Source organism: Enterobacter cloacae complex sp. 402C9 (genome assembly GCF_050030745.1).
Classification (GTDB): Bacteria; Pseudomonadota; Gammaproteobacteria; order Enterobacterales; family Enterobacteriaceae; genus Enterobacter; species Enterobacter intestinihominis.
Window position 1 is genome coordinate 1,752,303 of record NZ_JBLGUW010000001.1, and the last position, 20,578, is coordinate 1,772,880.

The following is a 20,578-nucleotide window of genomic DNA, read 5'->3' on the forward strand; positions in this document are numbered from 1 at the left end:
GCTATTAACGCCTGAGGTTATCGTTTGCCCACGACACCGCCTGCGTGCGATTTTTAACAGCTATCTTTTTGAAAAGATTATAAAGATGCGTCTTAACCGTATTTTCGCTGATAAATAACGAACGGGCGATTTCATTATTTGAAGCACCAATACGCAGTTTGTTCAGGATCTCTTTCTCACGGTGCGTCAGAAGGGCCGATTCCGAACTGTTATAGCGATAATTTCCGGAGTGGGTAATGAGGTAGCTGGCCAGTTTTTGCGAGAAATAACACTCCCCCCGCAATATGCCCTGCAAACCCTCCACGACACGGTTTTCTTCTTCTGTAACGTAAAACACGCCGTTAATATGCGGCCAGCTCTCAATTTCGCGGAAAGGATACTCATCAGGCGTATTCAATAACAATACGTGGATATTATTGTTTTTCCTGCTTAAATTATCTTGCCAGTAATGGATCAGTTTTTTATCCGCTTCCATCATATCGAGAAGAATGATGCTGCCAGGAGCGATATCATCAAAAGAACGTTGAATGTTATGAAGTTTCCCGTTAAGTGACAGGCATTGTTTTAAATGCTGCAATAACGCTGTCGCTTGTAAGGAAGGTTTTGTGATCAACAATAATGTATGACCGGGTAAGCTATGGACTTCATTAAACATGATGAAACCCCACGTTATTTATGACACCCGGCAGCTGCCCTCGTATTATTGAAAAGGGCACCAGAAGTACTGCAGGTGTGGCACTGCTGTGTGTAGTTAAAAAACCTTCCTCCAAAGGAGGCGGTAAAATTAAAAACAAATAACGTACTGCTGTTTTCAATCTAGCTATTGCAAACTTTAAAGCAAGTGTTAATCGTGTAACAGAATGTAAAATTCGATATTTATTTGTGTATTTTGCAGGGTTAATAGTTTTTAAGATAAGGGGAAAGTTGTACAGGTGTATAAACGTGCACAGATTTTAAAAACCATACGGTATATTATAATGAGTTGTATTATCTGGTTTTTTATTATTGTAAGCCAACCGGTAAAAAGTATGAACTCTGCTAAAAACATAAGACTTCCCTAAGCCGGAATTTTTTCTTAAGAAAACTTGCTTCGTGTCACGCGCGTGACAAAGGGCATTGTCGTTTTTGTCTGAAGAAGCCGGTACAGGTTGGACAGCCTGTCTCGCTGTTGTACAAGCGCAGGAAGACATTTTTGGTTTCTGCTTTAGGCGAGTATCCCATCGTTTCAGGCGAGATTTACGACTTTGAGGTGAAGGGGAATATAAAAATAAGGCGCACGGGTGAGATATTAAACATGTTTCGGCAGACATACTCTTTTCCGTAACGCGGCGTTAACAAAACGAATCGCGTTAACGGAGTAAGGAATACCTTTTTTATAGCCAGGTCCAGGGTGACAGCATGAAAAACAAAACGTTGTTTATGATGTTTACATTACTGGGTGCGCCTGGGTTTGTAATCGCAGGTGATTCAGATTTAGCCAGTTCTGAATATAATTTTGCGATAAATGAATTAAGTAAAGCTTCATACAATCAGGCAGCCATTATTGGTCAACAGGGTTCAGGTAATAATGTTGATGTACGCCAGGGCGGTTCTAAATTGCTGTCCGTTATTTCCCAGGAGGGCGGGAATAACCGCGCGAATGTTGATCAGTCAGGGACGTATAACCTTGCTTATATCGATCAGACCGGCAACGGCAACGATGCGAGTATTAAGCAGGGCGCTTTTGGCAACACCGCCATGATTATCCAGAAAGGCTCGGGTAACAGGGCGAATATAACGCAGTATGGTACGCAGAAAACAGCAGTTGTAGTACAGAGACAGTCGCAGATGGCTATTCGCGTTATTCAACGCTAGCGATGTGTGACGCCTTAATCAATCCGATGGGGGTTTACCATGAAACTTTTCAAAGTGGCAGTTATTGCAGCAATCGTAGTTTCTGGCAGTGCTTTCGCAGGTGCGGTACCACAATTTGGCGGCGGCCACGGTGGTGGCTGGGGTGGCGGCAATAACGGCCCTGACTCAACCCTGAGCATTTACCAGTACGGCGGCGGTAACTCCGCGCTTGCTTTGCAGACGGATGCCCGAGATTCTGAATTGACCATTACCCAGCATGGTGGCGGTAACGGCGCAGATGTTGGCCAGGGCTCTGATGACAGTTCTATCGATCTGCTGCAAAAAGGCTTTGGTAACAGCGCCACCATCGACCAGTGGAATAGCAAAGACTCTGTTATCAACGTAAAACAGTTCGGCGGCGGCAACGGCGCAGCGGTAGACCAGACAGCGTCCGGCTCAACGGTGACTGTGCACCAGGTTGGCTTCGGCAACAACGCGACCGCACACCAGTACTGATTCATTTCTGTACCAAAAAACAGGGCATGCGCCCTGTTTTTTTTCGGGAGGATCTCATGAGCACCTTCATTCTCCTTGCCGCGCTTGCCAGCCAGATAACGTTCAGTACCTCACAGCAGGCAAATGTGACAACCATTATTCCTCAGGTCACGCTGGCAGACGCCTGCGAATGTCAGGTTGAGGTGTTATCTGTCCGACAGGGGCAGGGGGGACAAAGTACATCGCGGCAGAAAAATACTCTTTTTATACCCGCTAATCAGCCGATTGATTTAACGCGAATCAGTTTAAATATTCGCTCAGGGGATGCGGTAAAAATAATCGTCACCGTTTCCGATGGAAAATCGCTTCATTTATCACAGCAGTGGAACGCACCGGCAAGTACGCTTTAATCATTCATAAAATCAATGATTTAATAAAGTGGCGGCGCTGCACAGGTAAGCTATGCTGATATCAAGAACCCAGCAAACGGGTTGCTTAAATTGATACGTCATAACGGAGCGTTTTTACCCCTCAAGGACGAATTTCATTGAGGAGTACAAATAATGTTCAAATCCGCAGCGTGTATTATTTCTGGTCTGGGACTGATCCTGTCCTCTTTTTTTTCTCCGGCTTATTCAGCAACTATAGAGAATGGTGGGGTGATTCATTTTCGTGGCGCGGTGGTCGCTGACCCGTGCGAAGTCACGCCCCGGCATCGGCAGTTTGCGATTTCCTGCCCGGAAAATAACCGTATGAAAACGCATACCATCAGTTATGAAGAGGCGCTCCGGGGCCATCATCCTCACTCAGCGCTGGCCGCTGTCACCATGAAATACCTGAATGAAAAGAAAACGCTTGCGGTCGTTCAGGTGGATTACCGTTAACCGCCGTTTTTTTCGCGACAGTTTTTCTCCTTCTCCCTCTGCGATACACTGATGAAAAAGGCGGGTTGCAGAGGGTGTTTATGAGACCGCAAATCGACGTTATTCATGGCGATATCACGACGGTGCACGTTGACGTGATCGTCAACGCAGCCAATTCCTCCCTCTTGGGTGGGGGCGGGGTGGATGGTGCCATTCACCGGGCCGCGGGCCCTCAGCTCCTTGAAGCATGCAAAACCGTGCGCCAGCAGCAGGGAGAGTGCCCGCCGGGGCATGCTGTTATTACGCTTGCGGGCGATCTCCCGGCCAAAGCGGTGATCCATACCGTTGGACCCGTCTGGCACGGTGGCGACCGCCATGAGGCTGAGATTCTGGAGCAGGCGTATCGTAACTGCCTGCGGCTTGCGGCAGATAACGGCTATAAGACCATGGCGTTCCCCGCCATTAGCACCGGGGTGTACGGTTATCCAAAGGAAGCGGCAGCTACGATCGCCGTGAATACCGTTTATCACTACCTTTCCCTCAAACCCATGCCGGAAAAAGTCATTTTTGTCTGTTTCGATGAGCACACCGCCGACCTGTATCAGCGGCTTTTGACCGTGCGCAGCCAGGCATTTTGATGTCTGAAAAGCAAAAACGGCGCTCTGGAGGCGCCGTTTTTTTATCCCGCTTTAACCTGAGGTTTGCCTGAGAACAGGAAACGCAAAAGCGGGATCCGCAGGTGGATTTCATACAACACGATGGCAATGCCAACCACAAAGACCAGACCGGTGAAGAAGCCCAGCGCATTCGATTTGATATGCGGCGTAATGTACGCCCCGAAAAACAGCGTCAGCGGATGGTGGACCAGGTAGATAAACAGTGAAGCATTAACGAAATAGGTGACGCGACTTGATTTAAAATTCAGCAGACGATGGCCAAGGGCGAACACCACGTTAACCATCCACAGGCCCATCAGCATCGTTATCACGCTCTCTGTCTCATACATCCACGCGTCCCCGCTGCCAAAGCGCTGATTGAGAAGATAGGCGGCAAAGGCCAGCGCAGCACCCACCGCACACCAGGGGGAGGGGGTGGTAAACAGCGCTTTAAGCCGGGGATGAATAAATGCCAGCGCCCCAATCAGGAAGAAGGGAATGTAGAACAGGGTCTGCATCACCACGAAATTAAACAGCCCATCGCTCAGAATGGGAGGGTAGACAATGAGCAGCGTACGCCTGACGGCGGCATACGCGACCCCCAGCGCAAGAAACAGCAGCGACAGCTTGCCCAGGGTGATGTTGGCGAAGAAGGTCGAAGTTGCGGCGCTCGCGCGCTGGCGCAGTTGACTGAAGATCAGCAAACTCACCGTGGTTAGCACCACCAGTACCAGCAGGAACCAGAGGTGGGAAATCAGCTCCCAGACCAGGGTGTTGTATTTCTCATAGAACGAGAGATTAGGCCAGTTTTCCGCCTTGCCTTTAACATGCTGCAACATGATGAACTGCGGCAGCGTCAGCAGCGGAATGGCCGTCAACATTGGTATGCCCACGCGCTCCACGCGTACTTTCCACCACCGCTTGAGGGGATAGCGCAAGAAGAGCATGTAAGAGAAATAGCCTGAAATGACGAAAAACACCTGCATGCGGAAGGCATGGATAAAATCATTGAACAGCGTCAGCCACCAGGAGGGCATCTGGCTGTTCACATGCCAGGTGTGGCTGGAATAGATCAGTGAAATATGAAAAGGGATCCCCAATAGCATGAGCCATGCGCGGATCGAGTCGAGGAAATATTCACGTTGTACAGGGGTTGTGCTCATATAACTTTGCGCATTCTCAGACTTTTCGCCTTATCCCTAAGGCTCATAATGGTTACATTCGGAGCCAACCCTACACCAAGACCGACACCCTGTCTCCAGGATAAGCACGCAAAGTGAAAAGCGGGTTCTTTCATTTGCTTAATCCATGAGCCAGCGAGCTGAACAAAGCAGTGATAATGTTGTCGGATTGCCTGAGTTTCCATTAAAATGGATCGGATCGATATAAGCACACAAAGGGGGAAGTGCTTACTTATTATGAAACATAAACCACAAATGATGAAAATGCGTTGGTTGGGTGTAGCAGTGCTGTTGTCACTGTATACCTCATCTGCACTGGCCTTTAACATCGATGATGTCGCAAAACAGGCTAAATCGATGGCGGGCAAGAGCTACGAAGCGCCAAAAAGTAACCTGCCCTCCGTTTTCCGCGACATGAAATACGCGGACTATCAGCAGATCCAGTTCAATCACGATAAAGCGTACTGGAACAATATTAAAACCCCGTTCAAGCTTGAATTTTACCACCAGGGTATGTACTTCGACACGCCGGTTGCCATCAATGAAGTGACGGCGACCGCGGTACGTAAAATCAAGTACAGCCCGGATTATTTCAATTTTGGCGATGTGCAACACGATAAAGACACGGTGAAAGACCTCGGCTTCGCAGGCTTCAAGGTGCTTTACCCGATTAACAGCAAAGATAAAAACGACGAAATCGTCAGCATGCTTGGCGCCAGCTACTTCCGCGTGATTGGCGCGGGGCAGGTGTACGGGCTTTCTGCGCGCGGTCTGGCAATTGATACCGCGCTGCCATCAGGTGAAGAATTTCCACGTTTTCGCGAGTTCTGGATCGAACGTCCAAAACCAACCGACAAACGTCTGACAATTTATGCGCTGCTGGACTCCCCTCGTGCGACAGGCGCTTATCGCTTCGTGATCATGCCAGGGCGTGACACGGTGGTTGACGTGCAGTCTAAAGTTTACCTGCGCGATAAAGTGGGCAAACTGGGCGTCGCGCCGCTGACCAGCATGTTCCTGTTCGGGCCGAATCAGCCGTCTCCGGCGACTAACTTCCGCCCTCAACTGCATGATTCTAATGGCCTTTCCATTCATGCTGGTAACGGCGAGTGGATCTGGCGTCCGCTGAACAACCCGAAACACCTCGCCGTCAGCAGCTTTGCGATGGAAAACCCGCAGGGCTTTGGTCTGCTGCAACGTGGCCGTCAGTTCTCCCGCTTTGAAGATCTGGACGACCGCTACGATCTGCGCCCAAGCGCCTGGGTTACACCGAAAGGCGACTGGGGTAAAGGCAAGGTTGAGCTGGTTGAAATTCCAACCAATGATGAAACCAACGATAACATCGTGGCGTACTGGACACCGGATCAGCTGCCTGAAGCCGGTAAAGAGATGAACTTCAAGTATGCGATCACCTTCAGCCGTGACGAAGACAAACTGCACGCACCGGATAACGTGTATGTGATGCAGACGCGTCGTTCTACGGGGGACGTGAAGCAGTCCAACCTGATTCGTCAGCCGGATGGCACGCTGGCATTTATCGTGGACTTCACCGGGCAGGATATGAAAAAACTGGCGCCGGATACTGCCGTGACGGCACAGGCCAGCATTGGCGATAACGGTGAAATCGTTGAGAACGCTGTGCGTTACAATCCGGTCACCAAAGGGTGGCGTTTGACCCTGCGCGTGAAGGTGAAAGATCCGAAACAGACCACTGAAATGCGCGCCGCGCTGGTCAGTAACGATAAGCCGCTGAGTGAAACCTGGAGCTATCAGCTACCTGCCAATGAATAATACATCTGAATATATTGATGCCATGCCGCTAACGGACATTGAAAAAGCGGCACTCCCTGCGAGCGACATCCGCGCGGTTCACACCGCGCTGGATGGTGAACATCGTCACTTTTCCCGTGATGATGATACGCCGCTGGGGTCAGTGAAGGCACGTCTGGAGCAGGCATGGCCAGACTCGCTGGCAGAAGGGCAGTTAATCAAGGATGACGAAGGGCGTGACCAGCTACAGGCGATGCCGAAGGCCACGCGTTCCTCTATGTTCCCCGATCCGTGGCGCACCAACCCGGTGGGTCGCTTCTGGGATCGCCTGCGTGGGCGTGACGTGACGCCGCGCTATCTGTCACGTCTGACCAAAGAACAGCAGGCGTCCGAGCAGAAATGGCGTACCGTGGGAACGATTCGTCGTTACATTCTGCTGCTGCTGACGCTGGCACAGACTGTTGTCGCCACCTGGTACATGAAAACTATTCTGCCGTACCAGGGCTGGGCATTGATTAACCCTGCTGACATGATTGGCCAGGATATCTGGGTCTCCTTCATGCAGCTGCTGCCGTATATTTTACAGAGCGGCATCCTTCTGCTGTTTGCCGTGCTGTTCTGTTGGGTCTCCGCCGGGTTCTGGACGGCGCTGATGGGCTTCCTGCAACTGCTGATGGGGCGTGACAAATACAGCATTTCCGCGTCGACGGTCGGGGATGAACCCCTCAATCCTGAGCACCGTACCGCGCTGATCATGCCTATCTGTAACGAAGATGTTGACCGCGTATTCGCCGGGCTGCGTGCCACCTGGGAGTCCGTAAAGGCGACCGGTAACGCGGCGCATTTCGACGTCTACATCCTGAGCGACAGCTACAACCCGGATATCTGCGTGGCAGAGCAAAAAGCCTGGATGGAGCTGATTGCTGAAGTGCAGGGCGAAGGGCAGATCTTCTACCGTCGTCGTCGTCGTCGTGTTAAGCGTAAGAGCGGGAACATCGATGACTTCTGCCGTCGTTGGGGTAACCAGTACAGCTACATGGTGGTACTGGATGCGGACTCCGTGATGAGCGGCGACTGCCTGAGCGGGCTGGTCCGTCTGATGGAAGCCAATCCGAACGCGGGTATTATTCAGTCCTCGCCAAAAGCGTCCGGTATGGACACGCTATATGCGCGCTGCCAGCAGTTTGCGACCCGCGTCTACGGGCCGCTGTTTACTGCCGGTCTGCACTTCTGGCAGCTGGGTGAATCTCACTACTGGGGCCACAACGCCATTATCCGCGTGAAGCCATTCATCGAGCACTGCGCCCTGGCGCCGCTGCCGGGTGAAGGATCGTTTGCCGGGTCCATTCTGTCGCATGACTTTGTGGAAGCCGCGCTGATGCGTCGCGCAGGGTGGGGCGTCTGGATTGCCTACGATCTGCCGGGCTCGTATGAAGAGCTGCCGCCGAACCTGCTGGATGAGCTCAAGCGTGACCGCCGCTGGTGTCACGGTAACCTGATGAACTTCCGCCTGTTCCTGGTGAAGGGGATGCACCCTGTTCACCGTGCGGTGTTCCTGACGGGCGTGATGTCCTATCTGTCTGCGCCGCTGTGGTTTATGTTCCTGGCACTCTCGACCGCGTTGCAGGTTGTGCATGCCCTGACGGAGCCGCAGTACTTCCTGCAACCGCGCCAGCTGTTCCCGGTGTGGCCGCAGTGGCGTCCGGAGCTGGCGATTGCGCTGTTCGCGTCGACCATGGTGCTGCTGTTCCTGCCTAAGCTGCTCAGTATCATTCTGATCTGGTGTAAAGGTTCGAAGGAGTACGGTGGTTTCTGCCGCGTAACCCTTTCACTGCTGCTGGAAGTGCTGTTCTCGGTCCTGCTGGCACCGGTGCGTATGCTGTTCCACACGGTATTCGTGGTGAGCGCGTTCCTGGGATGGGAAGTGGTGTGGAATTCACCGCAGCGTGACGATGACTCTACGCCATGGAGTGAAGCCTTTATGCGCCACGGCTCTCAGCTGCTGCTGGGCCTGGTGTGGGCCGTTGGTATGGCCTGGCTGGATCTGCGTTTCCTGTTCTGGCTGGCGCCAATCGTCTTCTCGCTGATCCTGTCGCCATTTGTGTCGGTGATCTCCAGTCGTTCTACGGTGGGCCTGCGTACCAAACGCTGGAAGCTGTTCCTGATCCCGGAAGAGTATTCTCCGCCGCAGGTGCTGGTGGATACCGATACCTATCTGGAGCAGAACCGCAAACGCACGCTGGATGATGGCTTTATGCACGCCGTGTTTAACCCGTCATTCAATGCGCTGGCAACCGCGATGGCGACTGCGCGTCACCGCGCCAGCCAGGTGCTGGAGATCGCCCGCGATCGCCACGTTGAGCAGGCGCTGAATGAGACGCCAGAAAAGCTTAACCGCGACCGTCGTCTGGTGCTGTTGAGCGATCCGGTGACGATGGCACGGCTTCACTACCGCGTGTGGACTTCTCCGGAGAGATACTCTTCGTGGGTGAACTACTACAAGGACGTGAAGCTGAATCCGCTGGCCCTGAAGGCGAAGTAAGTTGTTAAGTAGGGCGGGTAAGCGAAGCGCCACCCGCCAAATAAAATACCGGCTTAATCGCCGGTATTTTTTTAGAGGTCAGAAATGAAAGTAATCATTGTTGTCATGATGGCATGCCTGCTCAGCGGCTGCGGCAGCATCATCAGCCGCACCATTCCCGGACAGGGCCACGGGAATCAGTACTACCCCGGCGTACAGTGGGATGTCCGCGATTCCGCATGGCGCTATCTCACCGTGCTCGATCTGCCGTTTTCGCTGATTTTCGACACGCTACTGCTGCCCATCGATGCCAGCCACGGCCCTTACGAGTAACGAGAGCTTATCGCTCGTCCCATTCGTCCGCTGCGGCCTGACCTTCTTCGGTATCCAGCGGCGGTTCGAGCTGAAACTCACCTTCATCCCATTCATGCAGCGTATTTTCTTCCAGCCACTCCTGACGTAACTCAATTTCGTCATAGTCGCCGTCGAATACCGCCTGCGCACCTTCACCACTCAATATCGGCAGACATTCCCCGTCTTCACCTTCGTCAGCAAAGAATTCGGCCTGCCACATAATATCGCCGTCCTGTAGGACGTATTTTTGGATATTGAGTTGTTGCACGTCAGCATCTTCTTCCTCAATGCCGGGATTATCGGCGAGGAATTCTTCGCGAGCGGCATCGATAGCTTCTTCCAGCGTGGCGTACATGGTCATTGGTGTCTCCCTGTTTTTCGTGAAGGTATTCAGGGAAAGAATAGCTGATTATATGATTTTGCAAGTATGAATGCGTAAATTAGCCGTCACGATGTTGTGTTATGCGCGCCGGGCGTAGCGCCCGGGATAAGCTGAGCCAGGAATAAACAGCGTTGAACAGCACGACGCCTGCCGTCACGATAAAGACCGCCCGGAAACCGAAACTGGCCGAAACCCCCGCGCCGACCAGCGGCCCGGTGACGTTACCCAGATCGCGAAACGACTGGTTGTAGCTGAAAATACGTCCGGCAATCTGGTTGGTGGAGTTATAAACCAGCAGCGTCTGCACCGCAGGAAGCAACGCGCCGTCCGCTGCGCCCAGCAGAAAGCGCAACACGCCGAGCTGCCAGGGAGACTGCACCATCGACATGGGGATCAGCAGCAGAACGGAGAGGATCAGGGCGCAGATCAGAATTTTCTCCGGGCCGATGCGATCGCCCAGCTTGCCGAGCCGCGGCGCGCTCAGCAACGCGGCCACGCCGGGAACAGAGGCGATCACGCCGCTGATAAAGGCGATATTGCTGACGTTGCCGGCCAGGTCGCGGACATAGAGCGTCAGAATAGGCGCGATTGAACCGGTGGCCACCTGAATAATCATGGTGGTCACAAACAGGCTCAGCACCAGCTTTGGGTTTTTCAGCGAGGCCAGCACATCCCGGGCGTGCAGCATCTCTTTTTTGGCTACCGGCGTGAAATTCTCGCGGATGCAGATAAGCGTCACGAGGAAGCAGAGGAACAGCACGCTGGCGGTAATGAAGAATACCGGCCGCAGTCCGTAATGGTCGGCCAGCAGCCCGCCCGCCAGCGGACCCAGCAGTGCGCCGCTTACGCCGCCAGTGGAGAGCGTACCCAATGCCCAGCCGCTTTTATGGCGTGGGATTTGGGTTGCGATCAGGGCGTTGGCATTGGGGATAAATCCCCCGAGCAGACCCAGAAGCGCGCGTAATATCAGGAACTGCCAGACATTCTGCGCCACCCCCATCAACAGCATTATGATCGCCATGCCGAGCGCGGAGCGCAGCAGCATAATTTTGCGGCCTTTGCGATCCGCAAGCCCACCCCAGAAAGGCGACGCAATGGCGGAGAACAGGAACGTAATGCTGAACACCAGGCCGGACCACATATTCAGTGCGCTATGGCCGGTGACGCCGAGCTGTTCAACGTAGAGGGGCAGGAAGGGCATTACCAGGCTAAAGGCGGCGCCAGTAAGAAAACAACCCAGCCATGCAACCGTCAGGTTGCGTTTCCAGTTTATGGGAGCATCTGTGGAGGACATAACTATCCGCATAATGAGGTGCAGGGCACCGTGACCAGTGAGGTAATAAGCCTGCTAATTATGCGCCTGGGGTATGATTGCCGCAATGACGGGGAGCTTTTAAAGCTAAAACAGCTTGCGGCCCGGAAGACCGCATGCAGATTAATAACGAGAAGGGACGCCCTGAGGCCGGGTTTTGAAGCGGCGATGCAGCCACATGTACTGCTCGGGAGCGAGCATAATGCATTTCTCGACAATAGCATTCATCCAGCGCGCGGTGGTTTCTGCATCATCCAGCGGCGGCGTGAGTTCCGGCTCCAGCATGATGAGCTGATAGCCTGAACCGTCTGGTTTACGGCGCGGTACAAACGGCACGATAGCCGCTTTGGACATCCGCGCCAGCATCCAGGTCCCGGTGGTTGTCGCCGCATCTTCCACCGCAAAGAACGGGACAAACACGCTGGATTGCGGGCCATAGTCATGATCCGGGGCATACCAGACCACTTCACCTGATTTGAGGGCGCGGATCATCCCTTTAAGGTCTTTGCGGTCGATCATGCTTTTATTCGAGCGCATGCGTCCGTTGGTCTGTATCAAATCGATCACCGGATTATCGTTGGGACGATAAACGCCAATACCCGGCGCCTGCATGCCGAACATGCGCGCGCCAATTTCGAGCGTCAGGAAATGAACGCCAATCAGCAGGACGCCAGTCTGGTTGGCCTGGAGATTATGCACCGGATCCATGCCGGTTCCGGCCACTTCCGTCCAGCGCGCCATGCGCTTATCCGACCAGAACCAGGCCATACCGGTCTCCATCAGTCCCATGCCGACAGATTCGAAGTTTTTAACCACCATGTCGTGACGCTCAGATTCGCTCATCTGAGGAAAGCAAAGCTCAAGATTTCGATACGCGATCCTGGCGCGACGCTTCATAAATTGTTGAGCAATGCGGCCCAGTCCTTTACCCATGCGGAAAATTACGGGATAAGGCAGCTGTACAATTAGCCACAACAAGCCAATGCCTGACCATGTTAACCAATAGCGTGGGTGTAAAAGCGCGGCAGTAAATTTCGGTAACTGGGTCATGTCTGTCCTGTGTTCTAACGTCCTGAAGGGCTATTGTCTCATTTTTTGAGGCATAGCCAAAATGTCTGTCATCGAAACATGAAAGAATATGCAAGTGTTAAGTCTGATTAATCAGGTTGACTGAAATGTAGCGTAAATTGTGTGGATGTAAATTGTCTTTGTTTGCTATATCATGCCGACCGATTTTTATTTCTCAACGATTGCAGGACTTGTACACCATGCCAGTGTTACACAACCGCGTTTCGAATGAGATGTTGAAAGCGCGTATGTTGGCCGAAACCGAACCGCGCACAACGATCTCTTTCTATAAATATTTTACCATCAACGATCCACAGGCGACCCGCGATGCGCTTTACCAGGCTTTCACCGCCCTGAACGTGTTTGGTCGCGTCTATCTGGCGCGTGAGGGTATTAACGCGCAGATCAGCGTGCCGGAAAGCAAAGTCAGCGCCTTCCGCGATCTCCTTTATGGTTTTGATCCGGCGCTTAACGGCTTACGCCTGAACATTGCGCTGGATGATGACGGCAAATCGTTCTGGGTGCTGCGCATGAAGGTGCGTGAGCGTATTGTGGCGGATGGCATCGACGATCCGAACTTCAATGCCGCTAATGTGGGGGAGTACCTAAAGGCCGCTGAAGTGAACGCGATGCTCGACGATCCGGATGCAGTGTTCATCGATATGCGTAACCACTACGAATATGAAGTGGGCCACTTCGAGAATGCGATGGAAATTCCTGCCGACACTTTCCGCGAACAGCTGCCGAAAGCGGTTGAGATGATGCAGGAGCATAAAGACAAAAAGATCGTTATGTATTGCACCGGGGGGATCCGCTGCGAAAAAGCCAGTGCCTGGATGAAACACAACGGTTTTAATAAAGTCTGGCATATTGAGGGTGGGATCATTGAATATGCCCGCCGCGCCCGCGAGCAGGGGTTACCGGTGCGTTTTATCGGTAAAAACTTTGTGTTTGATGAGCGTATGGGCGAGCGAATTTCAGAGGACGTAATCGCTCACTGTCACCAGTGCGGTACGCCGTGCGACACGCATACCAACTGCAAAAACGACGGTTGTCATCTTCTGTTTATTCAGTGTCCTGCATGTGCCGAGAAGTTTAATGGCTGCTGTAGCGAGCTGTGCAGTGAAGAGAGTATCCTGCCTGAAGAAGAGCAACGTCGTCGCCGTGCCGGGCGCGAGAACGGGAATAAGATCTTTAATAAATCCCGGGGCCGACTGAATACCAAACTGGGTATTCCGGACCCGGAGTAAAACATTGCCCGGCGGCGTAAAAGCCTGCCGGGCCTGTTTTATGACTTCTGCTGAACGCCTTCCACCGAAATAATCAGCTCTACATCCTGCGATGCCGGTCCTAAATCTGTGGTGATATTAAAATCTTTCAGATGAATTTTGCCGGCGGCTTCAAAGCCAGCACGTTTTCCGCCCCACGGATCGTCTCCCTGGCCGATTAATTTCGCATCCAGTGTTACCGGTTTTGTTACGCCGTTCAGCGTCAGATTACCGGTAATAGCGAGCTTATCACCGTCTTTCTTCACTTCTGTCGACGCGAAAGTAGCTTGCGGGAATTTGCCTACGTTCAGGAATTCAGCGCTGCGCAGATGTTTATCACGCTCGGCGTGATTAGTGTCGACGCTGTTAGTATTAATGGTGACGTTTACTTTATCGGCAGCAGGGTTTTTCTCGTCGAAACTAAATGTGCCATCGAAATCATTGAACGTACCATATAACCAGCTGTAACCCAGATGCTGAATACGGAAATTGACGAAGGCATGCTGGCCTTCTTTATCAATTTTATAGTCGGCGGCAATGGCCGAACCGGTGGTAAATAACAGCGAACCTAATGCGATACCCAACAGGCGTTTTTTCATTTTATGCTCCAGAGTCAACTGACGAACGGCCAAGCATGCGCTTCAGCGTATCGTCTTTATCGATAAAGTGGTGTTTCAGGGCCGCAAGGCCATGCAGAACAGACAGGATCACCACGCTCCATGCCAGCCACAGATGAACCACACCTGCGGTGTCAGCCTGTGAACCGGCGTCAGCCAGCGTGGCAGGGACGTCAAAGAGCCCAAACACGCTGATCGGTTTGCCGTCTGCGGTCGAAATGAGATAGCCGCTGATCAGAATGGCGAACAGCAGGGCATAGAGTGCGATATGTGCGCCAACAGCGCTTATGCGGGTAAGACGGCCATGGCTTTTGGGGGCAGGAGGGGGCGGAGAGAGATGTCGCCAGATCACGCGAAAAACCAGACCCATCATCAGCAGAACCCCAATGCTTTTGTGCAATTCGGGGGCCTGATGATACCAACCGTCATAATAGCTTAATGTCACCATCCAGAGGCCGAGACCAAACATGGCATAGACAGCAAGTGCAAATAGCCAGTGTAAACACATGGATATTATTCCGTAGCGGCTGGAGGAGTTACGCCATTGCATATGAATTTCCGTTCTCAAATGACTGAGCAATAAAAATGGCCGGATTAATTAAATAATGCAACTGAAAAAAAGGAATAATGTTATTTAGTTATTTTATTTCAGCGAATTTGAATATGTTTCCGCAATGTATTTCAATCGCTTCGTTCAATAAATTTGAGATGACTTTTTATAAAAACTATAAGTTAAATAAGTTTAAAGGAGTGTCAATAAACGTCAGTGATGGTTTTCAGAAGAATACAATAAAGATGACGTCAACAATCGCCAGCAGCGACCAAAGGACAATGTAGAGCATGAAATGCTCGCGGATGTTATTGATAAGGTAATTCACCAGTCTGCGCATCATGATCCTCTCGCAAATCAGGCTCCGGTTATTCGGAGCCTGTAGCGGTATTATCGGCTAAAGCGCGAGAGCGCGAAGGGTTTGAGATCAAACGAAGGCGCAATCCCCTGAGCAAACTGGGCGGCGATTTCACCTAACACAGAGGCAAATTTAAACCCGTGACCGCTGAGCCCGGTTACGATCAGGGTGTTGTCGTGCCCAGGCAGGGTGTCGATGATGAAGTCTTCATCTGGCGTATTGTCGTAGGTGCACGCTGCGCCATAAAGCAACCCGCCTACGCCCGGCAGAATATTACGCAGGAACGTGAAGGCTTCGGAACCATCCTGCGGATAGGCTCCGTACGGCTTGCGTTCTTCCGCAGAGGAAATTACCTGTCCGCCGTTATGTTTGCCAATCTTGAGCGCGTCTTTTTCCGAGGGGAAACCGTAGTACTGGTCGCCATTAGGTAACTCGCCCGTGAACGCCGGGAATTTGTTCTGGCTGCTGTAACGCCCGTCAGACTGGAACCAGGAGAAGACTTTGCGTACCGGCTGGATGGGCAGATCCGGCAGCAGTTTCGTCACCCACGTTCCCGCACTCACCAGCAGGCGCGTGGCGGTATATTCACCTTCAGACGTGGTGACGGTTGAACCCCCGGCATGGTGGGTGATACCCGTGACCGGACAGTTAAACAACTGTGCGCAGCCCGCTTTGGCGGCGAGATCAATCCAGGTCTTAATGGCCGTTTCGCTGTGCAGTACCCCGGAATTGGCTTCAAACAATCCAATGTAGTCTTCAGGGACAGAAATTTCCGGCCAGCGCGCCATTATGTCGTTCGCATCCAGACGCTCAACGTCCAGACGGTAGGCTTTCGCGCTCTCCTCGACCGTCGCCAGAAACGTGGAGTTGGCGGGCCCCAGATTAATAACCCCGGTGCGCTCAAAAATGCGTTCTTCGGTGAGTGCGGCCAGCTCATCCCACAGCGTCTGAGCCCGAAGCACCAGCGGTACATAGCGCTCACCTTCGCCGTAAGCGTGACGGATAAGACGGGTATCGCCGTGATGGCTTCCTTCAGAATGAGGGGGAAGGTGGGCGTCAATCATCAGAACATTCAGACCCGCCTGCGTAGCGTAATAACCGGCTGCAGATCCAACGGAGCCGCTTCCGATAATGATCAAATCGTATTTCATAGGCTTCTCTTTACTAACGCTTTGTTAGCAGAGTAATTAACTATGTGGGCTTATACAAGAGCGAAATAAATAAGGCACCGCGAGGGTGCCTGTTGAGTGAAAAGGGGCATAAGGTCAATGCCGTTTATACTCATTTTCCTGGTAGTCGCCAGATTCTATTTTTGCGATGCCTGCTTCCAAAATAGAAATAAACTGACGGGCGACGTCTGTTGTAAGCCACAGCGTCTGTCCAACTTCCGCTTCGTCACGGTTTAGCTGATTCGGGGTCTGGTAGTGCAAACGCAGCATCAGCGCATCGTAGCTGTCTACGGTGCTGATATCCCAGCCAACGAGTGGATGGGTCTGGATGACTTCATTATTCTTTTCCATTATAACCCCCTTAATGCGTGTTAGAAGACAACGACTTTGAGGTTCAATGCATGTTTTTCTGAAAGCTTTTTCAGTATATCAATTAATAAGGGTTCCGCAGGAAAAAATAAACGGGTAGCAACACATTTTTCTGCTTTTTAGGATTGTTCGAACAATAAAACGTCATCTTGTTCACGATTTTCTAAGAAGATACTGAAATATTTTGAACTTCCAGGAGACGAAACGAAAAAAAGCCGGGGCGACCCGGCAAAAAAACACAATGAGGGAGCAAATTTTAATCAGTGATAAACCAGTCGTCGGCGCTTTCCCATGTTTCCTGCAAAATTTCGCTGATGCGGTCTTTGTCTTCTTTCGCGCCGCCAATGACGGAAAGATGGTTTGCTGACGCATAACGTACCGTTATGGCGCCATCGTTTTCAGGAAAAGTGCTGTTAATACGTCGGGATAGCTCACCCGCCAGAGCGTCGAGTGCGCCAGCAGGCAGGACGGTGGTTTTGGCAATGGTGACTTCAATACGCATAAATGCCCCCTGTGTAATATACTGTTTATTTATACAGTTATATTGCCGGTTTGACAACAGGGGGATGACAATTTTTTAGCTTTTTACCGTCCAGCTTACGGTTTCACCTGCCAGGAAGGGGATCAGCGTATCGTCGGTGAGCGCAATCGACGCTTCAACCTGGCTTTCTTTGCGCTCCAGCTCAATGAACGTGTCATTAACCGGCAGACCGTAGAAACGCGGGCCGTTAAGGGAGCAGAAGGCTTCGAAATGGCCTAACGCGTTCATCTCGTCAAAGACGGTTGCGTAACTTGCCAGGGCGGTCGGGGCGTTAAAGCAGCCTGCACAGCCGCAGCTCGCCTCTTTTCGGTGACGGGCATGCGGGGCGGAATCCGTGCCGAGGAACGCGCGCGGGAAGCCGCTGGCGACCAGCTCACGTAGCGCCTGCTGGTGGATATTGCGCTTGAGGATCGGCAGACAATACAGATGTGGACGAACGCCACCCACCAGCATGTGGTTACGGTTAAACATCAGGTGCTGCGGGGTGATGGTGGCGGCAATCAATTCGTTTCCATCCCGGACATACTCTGCGGCATCTTTGGTCGTAATGTGTTCAAACACTACCTTCAGCCCAGGAAGACGCTGGCGCAGCGGCTCCATGACCGTTTCGATAAAACGCGCTTCGCGATCGAAAATATCAATGTCAGCGTGGGTGACTTCCCCGTGCACCAGCAGTGGCATCCCCAGTTTTTGCATACGCTCCAGAACGGGCATGATGGCGTCGATGCTCGTCACCCCATGGCTGGAGTTGGTGGTGGCGTTTGCCGGGTAGAGCTTCGCGGCGGTGAACACACCTTCGTTAAATCCGCGCTCAACCTCATTGGGATCCAGCGAGTCCGTCAGATAGCAGGTCATCAACGGAGTAAAATCGTGCCCGGCCGGAACGGCGTCAAGGATACGCTGGCGATAGGCGATCGCGGCCTCGACGGTGGTGACTGGCGGAACCAGGTTAGGCATAACAATCGCACGGCCATAAATTTCGCTGGTATACGGCACGACGGTTTTCAGCATGTCGCCATCACGAAGATGGATATGCCAGTCGTCTGGGCGGCGGATTTTGAGAACCTGGGATTGTACAGTCATGGAAGCTCCGGCTTGAAAGGGATCAGTCATAAGATGGCTGTTTTTGCCGGACACAAATCATAAGCGGAAACGTTTTCGTTTGCACACTATTCCGTTAAAAAAAACGGGCGCCTGAGCGCCCGGAGTATTTAGTCGGTGAAAGGAATGATGATTTCACCCGGTTTCACCTCTATCCCTTTGGCATATTTTTTCGCCAGAGATTCGCCCTTACTCTTGTCTTCGCTCAGAACGTAGGCGGGCTGCTGGTTAAAATAGTTCTGTAACGACTGGTTGAGATAAGGCATCAGCGTTTGCAGCACCGGTTTCATTTTATCCGGCGTGACGACCGCATCGACGATTTCCATCTCTTGCAGGAAAATTGCCCCTTTCTCTTTATTAAAGACCGGCAGCGCCTTGAGCTTCAGCTTGATATCCGCTTTCTGATTGCCGAAGAGCGAGGTCATGTCGAGGCTGGCATCGCCGGACAGGGTGACTTTGTTTGGCTCCTCGCGCCCAATCTGGCTGGCGAGATTCGTCAGGACGATATGTGCATCCGCAAGGCCGGGCACGCCGATATCTTTTGAAAAGTTATTATGTTTTTCCAGCGCCTGATTAATTTCCTGCTCACTGACGGTGTACTGCGTAAGCTGGTTACATCCCACCAGCAGCCCACTGACAATTAACGCAGCGGCAATAACGATCTTTTTCATGGTGTTCCTCAACATAAAATCGGCGCATCTGTCCTGATACGCCAGTATGTCAGGGTGATCCTGGAGAAACCAGCAGAAAAAACTGATAGTGCAGGGAGGTAAATATCCTCCCCCAGAAGGTCAGGCGCCAGGCTCCAGCATCCCGCGGGTGCTGCGTTTATCACTGAACTGCCACCAGAGGGCAATCAGCGTCATAAAGCCGACCATACCGAGCATGACCCACGGCAGCTCCGGCTGATGGAGCGCTTTTCCGGCATCAAACAGCCAGCCGCCACCGGTGTAACCCAGCGCGCCGCCAAGCGCCAGTCCGAGACGGCTGAAGCCCATGTAGCTGCCACGGGCCCGGGCGTCGGCAAGTGACGCGCTCAGGGTTTCACGGGCCGGCTCGGCAATGATTGAGCCAATATAGAAGGTGCAAATCAGCATAAACAGCTGCTGGAGTGAGCTCACCAGGCCGATGGGCATCATGCTCAGCGTCATCAGCAACAGCCCGGCCATCAGACGGTGCTCAAGCCGGAAACGGCGCTCGCTCCACCGGGCAATCGGATAGAGCAGAGTCAGAGAAAGGCAGGCCTCAATGGCATACATCCATTTTACCGCCGCCGGCGTGCCGGCAATATCGTTAACCATAATCGGCAGCATCAGCATGACCTGCACGGCGAGCATGTAGTAGCCGGTCAACGTTAAAACATAGGTGACGAAGCGTTTATCGCTCAGCACGCGGTCAAGCCCTTCCCGCACCGGCGCTTTTACCGTCGACAGCTTCCATGCAGGCAGAAACAGACCGTTAAACAGCGCGCAGAGAATAAACAGCACCGCGCCGGTGGCGCAGACCAGGCGGAAATCGTATTGCAGCAGCCAGCTTCCCAGCAGGGCGCCCACTACCGCGCCAGCGCTGTCCTGCATCATCAAAATTGAGAAGAAACGACCCCGGTGTTGCGGACGGATAAGTTTAACCACCAGCGCGGTACGCGGTGGGTCGAAAAGGGTGCCGCCAATCCCGGAAAGGAAACAGGAGAACCACAGCAGCCAGGGGTCATGAGCGATTGCCATCGTGGCGAATCCCGCCGCACGTAACAGCATGCCGGTGACGATCATCGGTTTCGCACCAAAGCGGTCGGCTATTGCCCCGCCAAACACGCCAAGACCCTGTTGTACAAACTGGCGTAAGCCCAGCGCGATCCCGACCATCAGCGCCGCCCAGCCCATTTGATCGACAAAACGAATCGATATAAGTGGAAAAACGACAAAAAAGCCGAGCACGACCAGCATGTTATCGACGAGCAGGAAATATTTACCCAGGCTCCTGGCCTGTGATACGCGGGACATTTTCCCTCCAGGGAAAATAAAAGGTGAGCACGCTAATATTCTGCGGTGTCGCCGCGCTTTTTCACATACCTGCTGGCGACAATATTTTTTTATCAAAAAGGTGCTTTGATAGAGAGTTCTCATCGAAAAATGTGAAAAGCGATAAAAATGGTATGTCACTGTTTTCACAG

General features: G+C 52.5%; 23 protein-coding genes. 9 read left to right on the forward strand and 14 right to left on the reverse strand.

Annotation, left to right across the window (positions count from 1 at the left end):
* Window positions 1-4 precede the first annotated feature (4 nt).
* Window positions 5-655, reverse strand: a complete 651-nt coding sequence (gene csgD / locus ACQG1K_RS08290) for a biofilm master transcriptional regulator CsgD (protein ID WP_367074771.1) — start codon at window positions 653-655, stop codon at window positions 5-7.
* A 743-nt stretch (window positions 656-1,398) separates the two neighbouring features.
* On the opposite strand from csgD, the gene csgB reads away from it, so the two are divergent.
* From csgB to ymdB, 5 genes are all read left to right on the forward strand, one after another.
* Window positions 1,399-1,854, forward strand: a complete 456-nt coding sequence (gene csgB, locus ACQG1K_RS08295; protein WP_022647701.1) for a curli minor subunit CsgB — start codon at window positions 1,399-1,401, stop codon at window positions 1,852-1,854.
* Between the two features lie 39 nt (window positions 1,855-1,893).
* The gene (gene csgA / locus ACQG1K_RS08300) at window positions 1,894-2,349 is read left to right on the forward strand and encodes a curli major subunit CsgA (RefSeq protein WP_003858043.1); all 456 of its coding nucleotides are present in this window, start codon (window positions 1,894-1,896) and stop codon (window positions 2,347-2,349) included.
* A gap of 56 nt (window positions 2,350-2,405) precedes the next feature.
* On the forward strand, window positions 2,406-2,738 hold the full coding sequence (csgC, locus tag ACQG1K_RS08305) for a curli assembly chaperone CsgC (protein WP_023299776.1): 333 nt from the start codon (window positions 2,406-2,408) through the stop codon (window positions 2,736-2,738).
* 153 nt (window positions 2,739-2,891) lie between these two features.
* Window positions 2,892-3,212: a type 1 fimbrial protein gene (locus ACQG1K_RS08310; RefSeq protein ID WP_045622602.1), complete on the forward strand. Its 321-nt coding sequence runs from the start codon at window positions 2,892-2,894 to the stop codon at window positions 3,210-3,212.
* Window positions 3,213-3,292: 80 nt separating this feature from the next.
* Window positions 3,293-3,829 (forward strand): O-acetyl-ADP-ribose deacetylase, encoded by a 537-nt coding sequence (gene ymdB / locus ACQG1K_RS08315; protein ID WP_367074774.1) that lies wholly within the window; start codon window positions 3,293-3,295, stop codon window positions 3,827-3,829.
* A gap of 41 nt (window positions 3,830-3,870) precedes the next feature.
* Here the strand turns inward: ymdB and mdoC are convergent, their stop codons facing one another.
* The gene (gene mdoC, locus ACQG1K_RS08320) at window positions 3,871-5,010 is read right to left on the reverse strand and encodes a glucans biosynthesis protein MdoC (RefSeq protein WP_022647705.1); all 1,140 of its coding nucleotides are present in this window, start codon (window positions 5,008-5,010) and stop codon (window positions 3,871-3,873) included.
* Window positions 5,011-5,265: 255 nt separating this feature from the next.
* Here mdoC and mdoG point away from each other — a divergent pair, with 255 nt between their 5' ends.
* The 3 genes from mdoG to ACQG1K_RS08335 all read left to right on the forward strand — a co-directional run bounded on the left by mdoG (window position 5,266) and on the right by ACQG1K_RS08335 (window position 9,652).
* Entirely contained in the window at window positions 5,266-6,819 is a 1,554-nt protein-coding gene (gene mdoG, locus ACQG1K_RS08325) for a glucans biosynthesis protein MdoG (RefSeq protein ID WP_426720881.1), read from the forward strand.
* Entirely contained in the window at window positions 6,812-9,340 is a 2,529-nt protein-coding gene (gene mdoH / locus ACQG1K_RS08330) for a glucans biosynthesis glucosyltransferase MdoH (RefSeq protein WP_023299777.1), read from the forward strand. Before mdoG ends, mdoH begins: the two co-directional genes overlap by 8 nt.
* An 84-nt stretch (window positions 9,341-9,424) precedes the next feature.
* Window positions 9,425-9,652 carry a YceK/YidQ family lipoprotein gene (locus ACQG1K_RS08335; RefSeq protein ID WP_003858030.1) on the forward strand — a complete coding sequence of 76 codons (228 nt, stop codon included), beginning with the start codon at window positions 9,425-9,427 and terminating at the stop codon, window positions 9,650-9,652.
* Window positions 9,653-9,659: 7 nt separating this feature from the next.
* Here the strand turns inward: ACQG1K_RS08335 and ACQG1K_RS08340 are convergent, their stop codons facing one another.
* From ACQG1K_RS08340 to ACQG1K_RS08350, 3 genes are all read right to left on the reverse strand, one after another.
* Window positions 9,660-10,034, reverse strand: a complete 375-nt coding sequence (locus ACQG1K_RS08340; RefSeq protein WP_003858026.1) for a MysB family protein — start codon at window positions 10,032-10,034, stop codon at window positions 9,660-9,662.
* Between the two features lie 79 nt (window positions 10,035-10,113).
* Window positions 10,114-11,349, reverse strand: coding sequence for a multidrug efflux MFS transporter MdtG (gene mdtG / locus ACQG1K_RS08345; protein ID WP_023305851.1), 1,236 nt, complete (start codon window positions 11,347-11,349; stop codon window positions 10,114-10,116).
* A gap of 141 nt (window positions 11,350-11,490) precedes the next feature.
* Complete coding sequence (locus tag ACQG1K_RS08350; protein WP_023305852.1) at window positions 11,491-12,417, reverse strand: Kdo(2)-lipid IV(A) acyltransferase; 927 nt, start codon at window positions 12,415-12,417, stop codon at window positions 11,491-11,493.
* A gap of 218 nt (window positions 12,418-12,635) precedes the next feature.
* On the opposite strand from ACQG1K_RS08350, the gene ACQG1K_RS08355 reads away from it, so the two are divergent.
* Window positions 12,636-13,685: a rhodanese-related sulfurtransferase gene (locus tag ACQG1K_RS08355; protein ID WP_023299780.1), complete on the forward strand. Its 1,050-nt coding sequence runs from the start codon at window positions 12,636-12,638 to the stop codon at window positions 13,683-13,685.
* A 38-nt stretch (window positions 13,686-13,723) separates the two neighbouring features.
* On the opposite strand, the gene ACQG1K_RS08360 is transcribed toward ACQG1K_RS08355, so the two are convergent.
* The 9 genes from ACQG1K_RS08360 to mdtH all read right to left on the reverse strand — a co-directional run bounded on the left by ACQG1K_RS08360 (window position 13,724) and on the right by mdtH (window position 20,408).
* Entirely contained in the window at window positions 13,724-14,302 is a 579-nt protein-coding gene (locus ACQG1K_RS08360; protein ID WP_022647711.1) for a YceI family protein, read from the reverse strand.
* 1 nt (window position 14,303) lies between these two features.
* Complete coding sequence (locus ACQG1K_RS08365) at window positions 14,304-14,870, reverse strand: cytochrome b (protein ID WP_022647712.1); 567 nt, start codon at window positions 14,868-14,870, stop codon at window positions 14,304-14,306.
* A 226-nt stretch (window positions 14,871-15,096) separates the two neighbouring features.
* Window positions 15,097-15,210, reverse strand: a complete 114-nt coding sequence (locus tag ACQG1K_RS08370; RefSeq protein WP_022647713.1) for a YceO family protein — start codon at window positions 15,208-15,210, stop codon at window positions 15,097-15,099.
* A 50-nt stretch (window positions 15,211-15,260) separates the two neighbouring features.
* Complete coding sequence (solA, locus tag ACQG1K_RS08375; protein WP_058676842.1) at window positions 15,261-16,379, reverse strand: N-methyl-L-tryptophan oxidase; 1,119 nt, start codon at window positions 16,377-16,379, stop codon at window positions 15,261-15,263.
* A gap of 114 nt (window positions 16,380-16,493) precedes the next feature.
* Complete coding sequence (gene bssS, locus ACQG1K_RS08380) at window positions 16,494-16,748, reverse strand: biofilm formation regulator BssS (protein WP_023299782.1); 255 nt, start codon at window positions 16,746-16,748, stop codon at window positions 16,494-16,496.
* 274 nt (window positions 16,749-17,022) lie between these two features.
* Complete coding sequence (gene dinI, locus ACQG1K_RS08385) at window positions 17,023-17,268, reverse strand: DNA damage-inducible protein I (RefSeq protein ID WP_367074780.1); 246 nt, start codon at window positions 17,266-17,268, stop codon at window positions 17,023-17,025.
* A gap of 75 nt (window positions 17,269-17,343) precedes the next feature.
* The gene (pyrC, locus tag ACQG1K_RS08390; protein ID WP_022647716.1) at window positions 17,344-18,390 is read right to left on the reverse strand and encodes a dihydroorotase; all 1,047 of its coding nucleotides are present in this window, start codon (window positions 18,388-18,390) and stop codon (window positions 17,344-17,346) included.
* Between the two features lie 128 nt (window positions 18,391-18,518).
* On the reverse strand, window positions 18,519-19,079 hold the full coding sequence (locus ACQG1K_RS08395; protein WP_023305855.1) for a lipoprotein: 561 nt from the start codon (window positions 19,077-19,079) through the stop codon (window positions 18,519-18,521).
* 120 nt (window positions 19,080-19,199) lie between these two features.
* Window positions 19,200-20,408 carry a multidrug efflux MFS transporter MdtH gene (gene mdtH, locus ACQG1K_RS08400; RefSeq protein ID WP_022647718.1) on the reverse strand — a complete coding sequence of 403 codons (1,209 nt, stop codon included), beginning with the start codon at window positions 20,406-20,408 and terminating at the stop codon, window positions 19,200-19,202.
* Window positions 20,409-20,578: the final 170 nt, after the last annotated feature.

Bases quoted from the DNA above. Each gene is read 5' to 3' on its own strand.
- solA (WP_058676842.1), bottom strand. From the start codon at position 16,379: ATGAAATACGATTTGATCATTATCGGAAGCGGCTCCGTTGGATCTGCA.
- mdoH (WP_023299777.1), top strand. From the start codon at position 6,812: ATGAATAATACATCTGAATATATTGATGCCATGCCGCTAACGGACATT.
- ACQG1K_RS08340 (WP_003858026.1), bottom strand. From the start codon at position 10,034: ATGACCATGTACGCCACGCTGGAAGAAGCTATCGATGCCGCTCGCGAA.
- bssS (WP_023299782.1), bottom strand. From the start codon at position 16,748: ATGGAAAAGAATAATGAAGTCATCCAGACCCATCCACTCGTTGGCTGG.
- ACQG1K_RS08335 (WP_003858030.1), top strand. From the start codon at position 9,425: ATGAAAGTAATCATTGTTGTCATGATGGCATGCCTGCTCAGCGGCTGC.
- csgA (WP_003858043.1), top strand. From the start codon at position 1,894: ATGAAACTTTTCAAAGTGGCAGTTATTGCAGCAATCGTAGTTTCTGGC.
- mdtG (WP_023305851.1), bottom strand. From the start codon at position 11,349: ATGTCCTCCACAGATGCTCCCATAAACTGGAAACGCAACCTGACGGTT.
- ACQG1K_RS08355 (WP_023299780.1), top strand. From the start codon at position 12,636: ATGCCAGTGTTACACAACCGCGTTTCGAATGAGATGTTGAAAGCGCGT.
- ACQG1K_RS08365 (WP_022647712.1), bottom strand. From the start codon at position 14,870: ATGCAATGGCGTAACTCCTCCAGCCGCTACGGAATAATATCCATGTGT.
- ACQG1K_RS08310 (WP_045622602.1), top strand. From the start codon at position 2,892: ATGTTCAAATCCGCAGCGTGTATTATTTCTGGTCTGGGACTGATCCTG.
- csgB (WP_022647701.1), top strand. From the start codon at position 1,399: ATGAAAAACAAAACGTTGTTTATGATGTTTACATTACTGGGTGCGCCT.
- mdtH (WP_022647718.1), bottom strand. From the start codon at position 20,408: ATGTCCCGCGTATCACAGGCCAGGAGCCTGGGTAAATATTTCCTGCTC.
- ACQG1K_RS08350 (WP_023305852.1), bottom strand. From the start codon at position 12,417: ATGACCCAGTTACCGAAATTTACTGCCGCGCTTTTACACCCACGCTAT.
- ACQG1K_RS08360 (WP_022647711.1), bottom strand. From the start codon at position 14,302: ATGAAAAAACGCCTGTTGGGTATCGCATTAGGTTCGCTGTTATTTACC.
- mdoC (WP_022647705.1), bottom strand. From the start codon at position 5,010: ATGAGCACAACCCCTGTACAACGTGAATATTTCCTCGACTCGATCCGC.
- ACQG1K_RS08395 (WP_023305855.1), bottom strand. From the start codon at position 19,079: ATGAAAAAGATCGTTATTGCCGCTGCGTTAATTGTCAGTGGGCTGCTG.
- csgC (WP_023299776.1), top strand. From the start codon at position 2,406: ATGAGCACCTTCATTCTCCTTGCCGCGCTTGCCAGCCAGATAACGTTC.
- csgD (WP_367074771.1), bottom strand. From the start codon at position 655: ATGTTTAATGAAGTCCATAGCTTACCCGGTCATACATTATTGTTGATC.
- ymdB (WP_367074774.1), top strand. From the start codon at position 3,293: ATGAGACCGCAAATCGACGTTATTCATGGCGATATCACGACGGTGCAC.
- mdoG (WP_426720881.1), top strand. From the start codon at position 5,266: ATGAAACATAAACCACAAATGATGAAAATGCGTTGGTTGGGTGTAGCA.
- dinI (WP_367074780.1), bottom strand. From the start codon at position 17,268: ATGCGTATTGAAGTCACCATTGCCAAAACCACCGTCCTGCCTGCTGGC.
- pyrC (WP_022647716.1), bottom strand. From the start codon at position 18,390: ATGACTGTACAATCCCAGGTTCTCAAAATCCGCCGCCCAGACGACTGG.
- ACQG1K_RS08370 (WP_022647713.1), bottom strand. From the start codon at position 15,210: ATGCGCAGACTGGTGAATTACCTTATCAATAACATCCGCGAGCATTTC.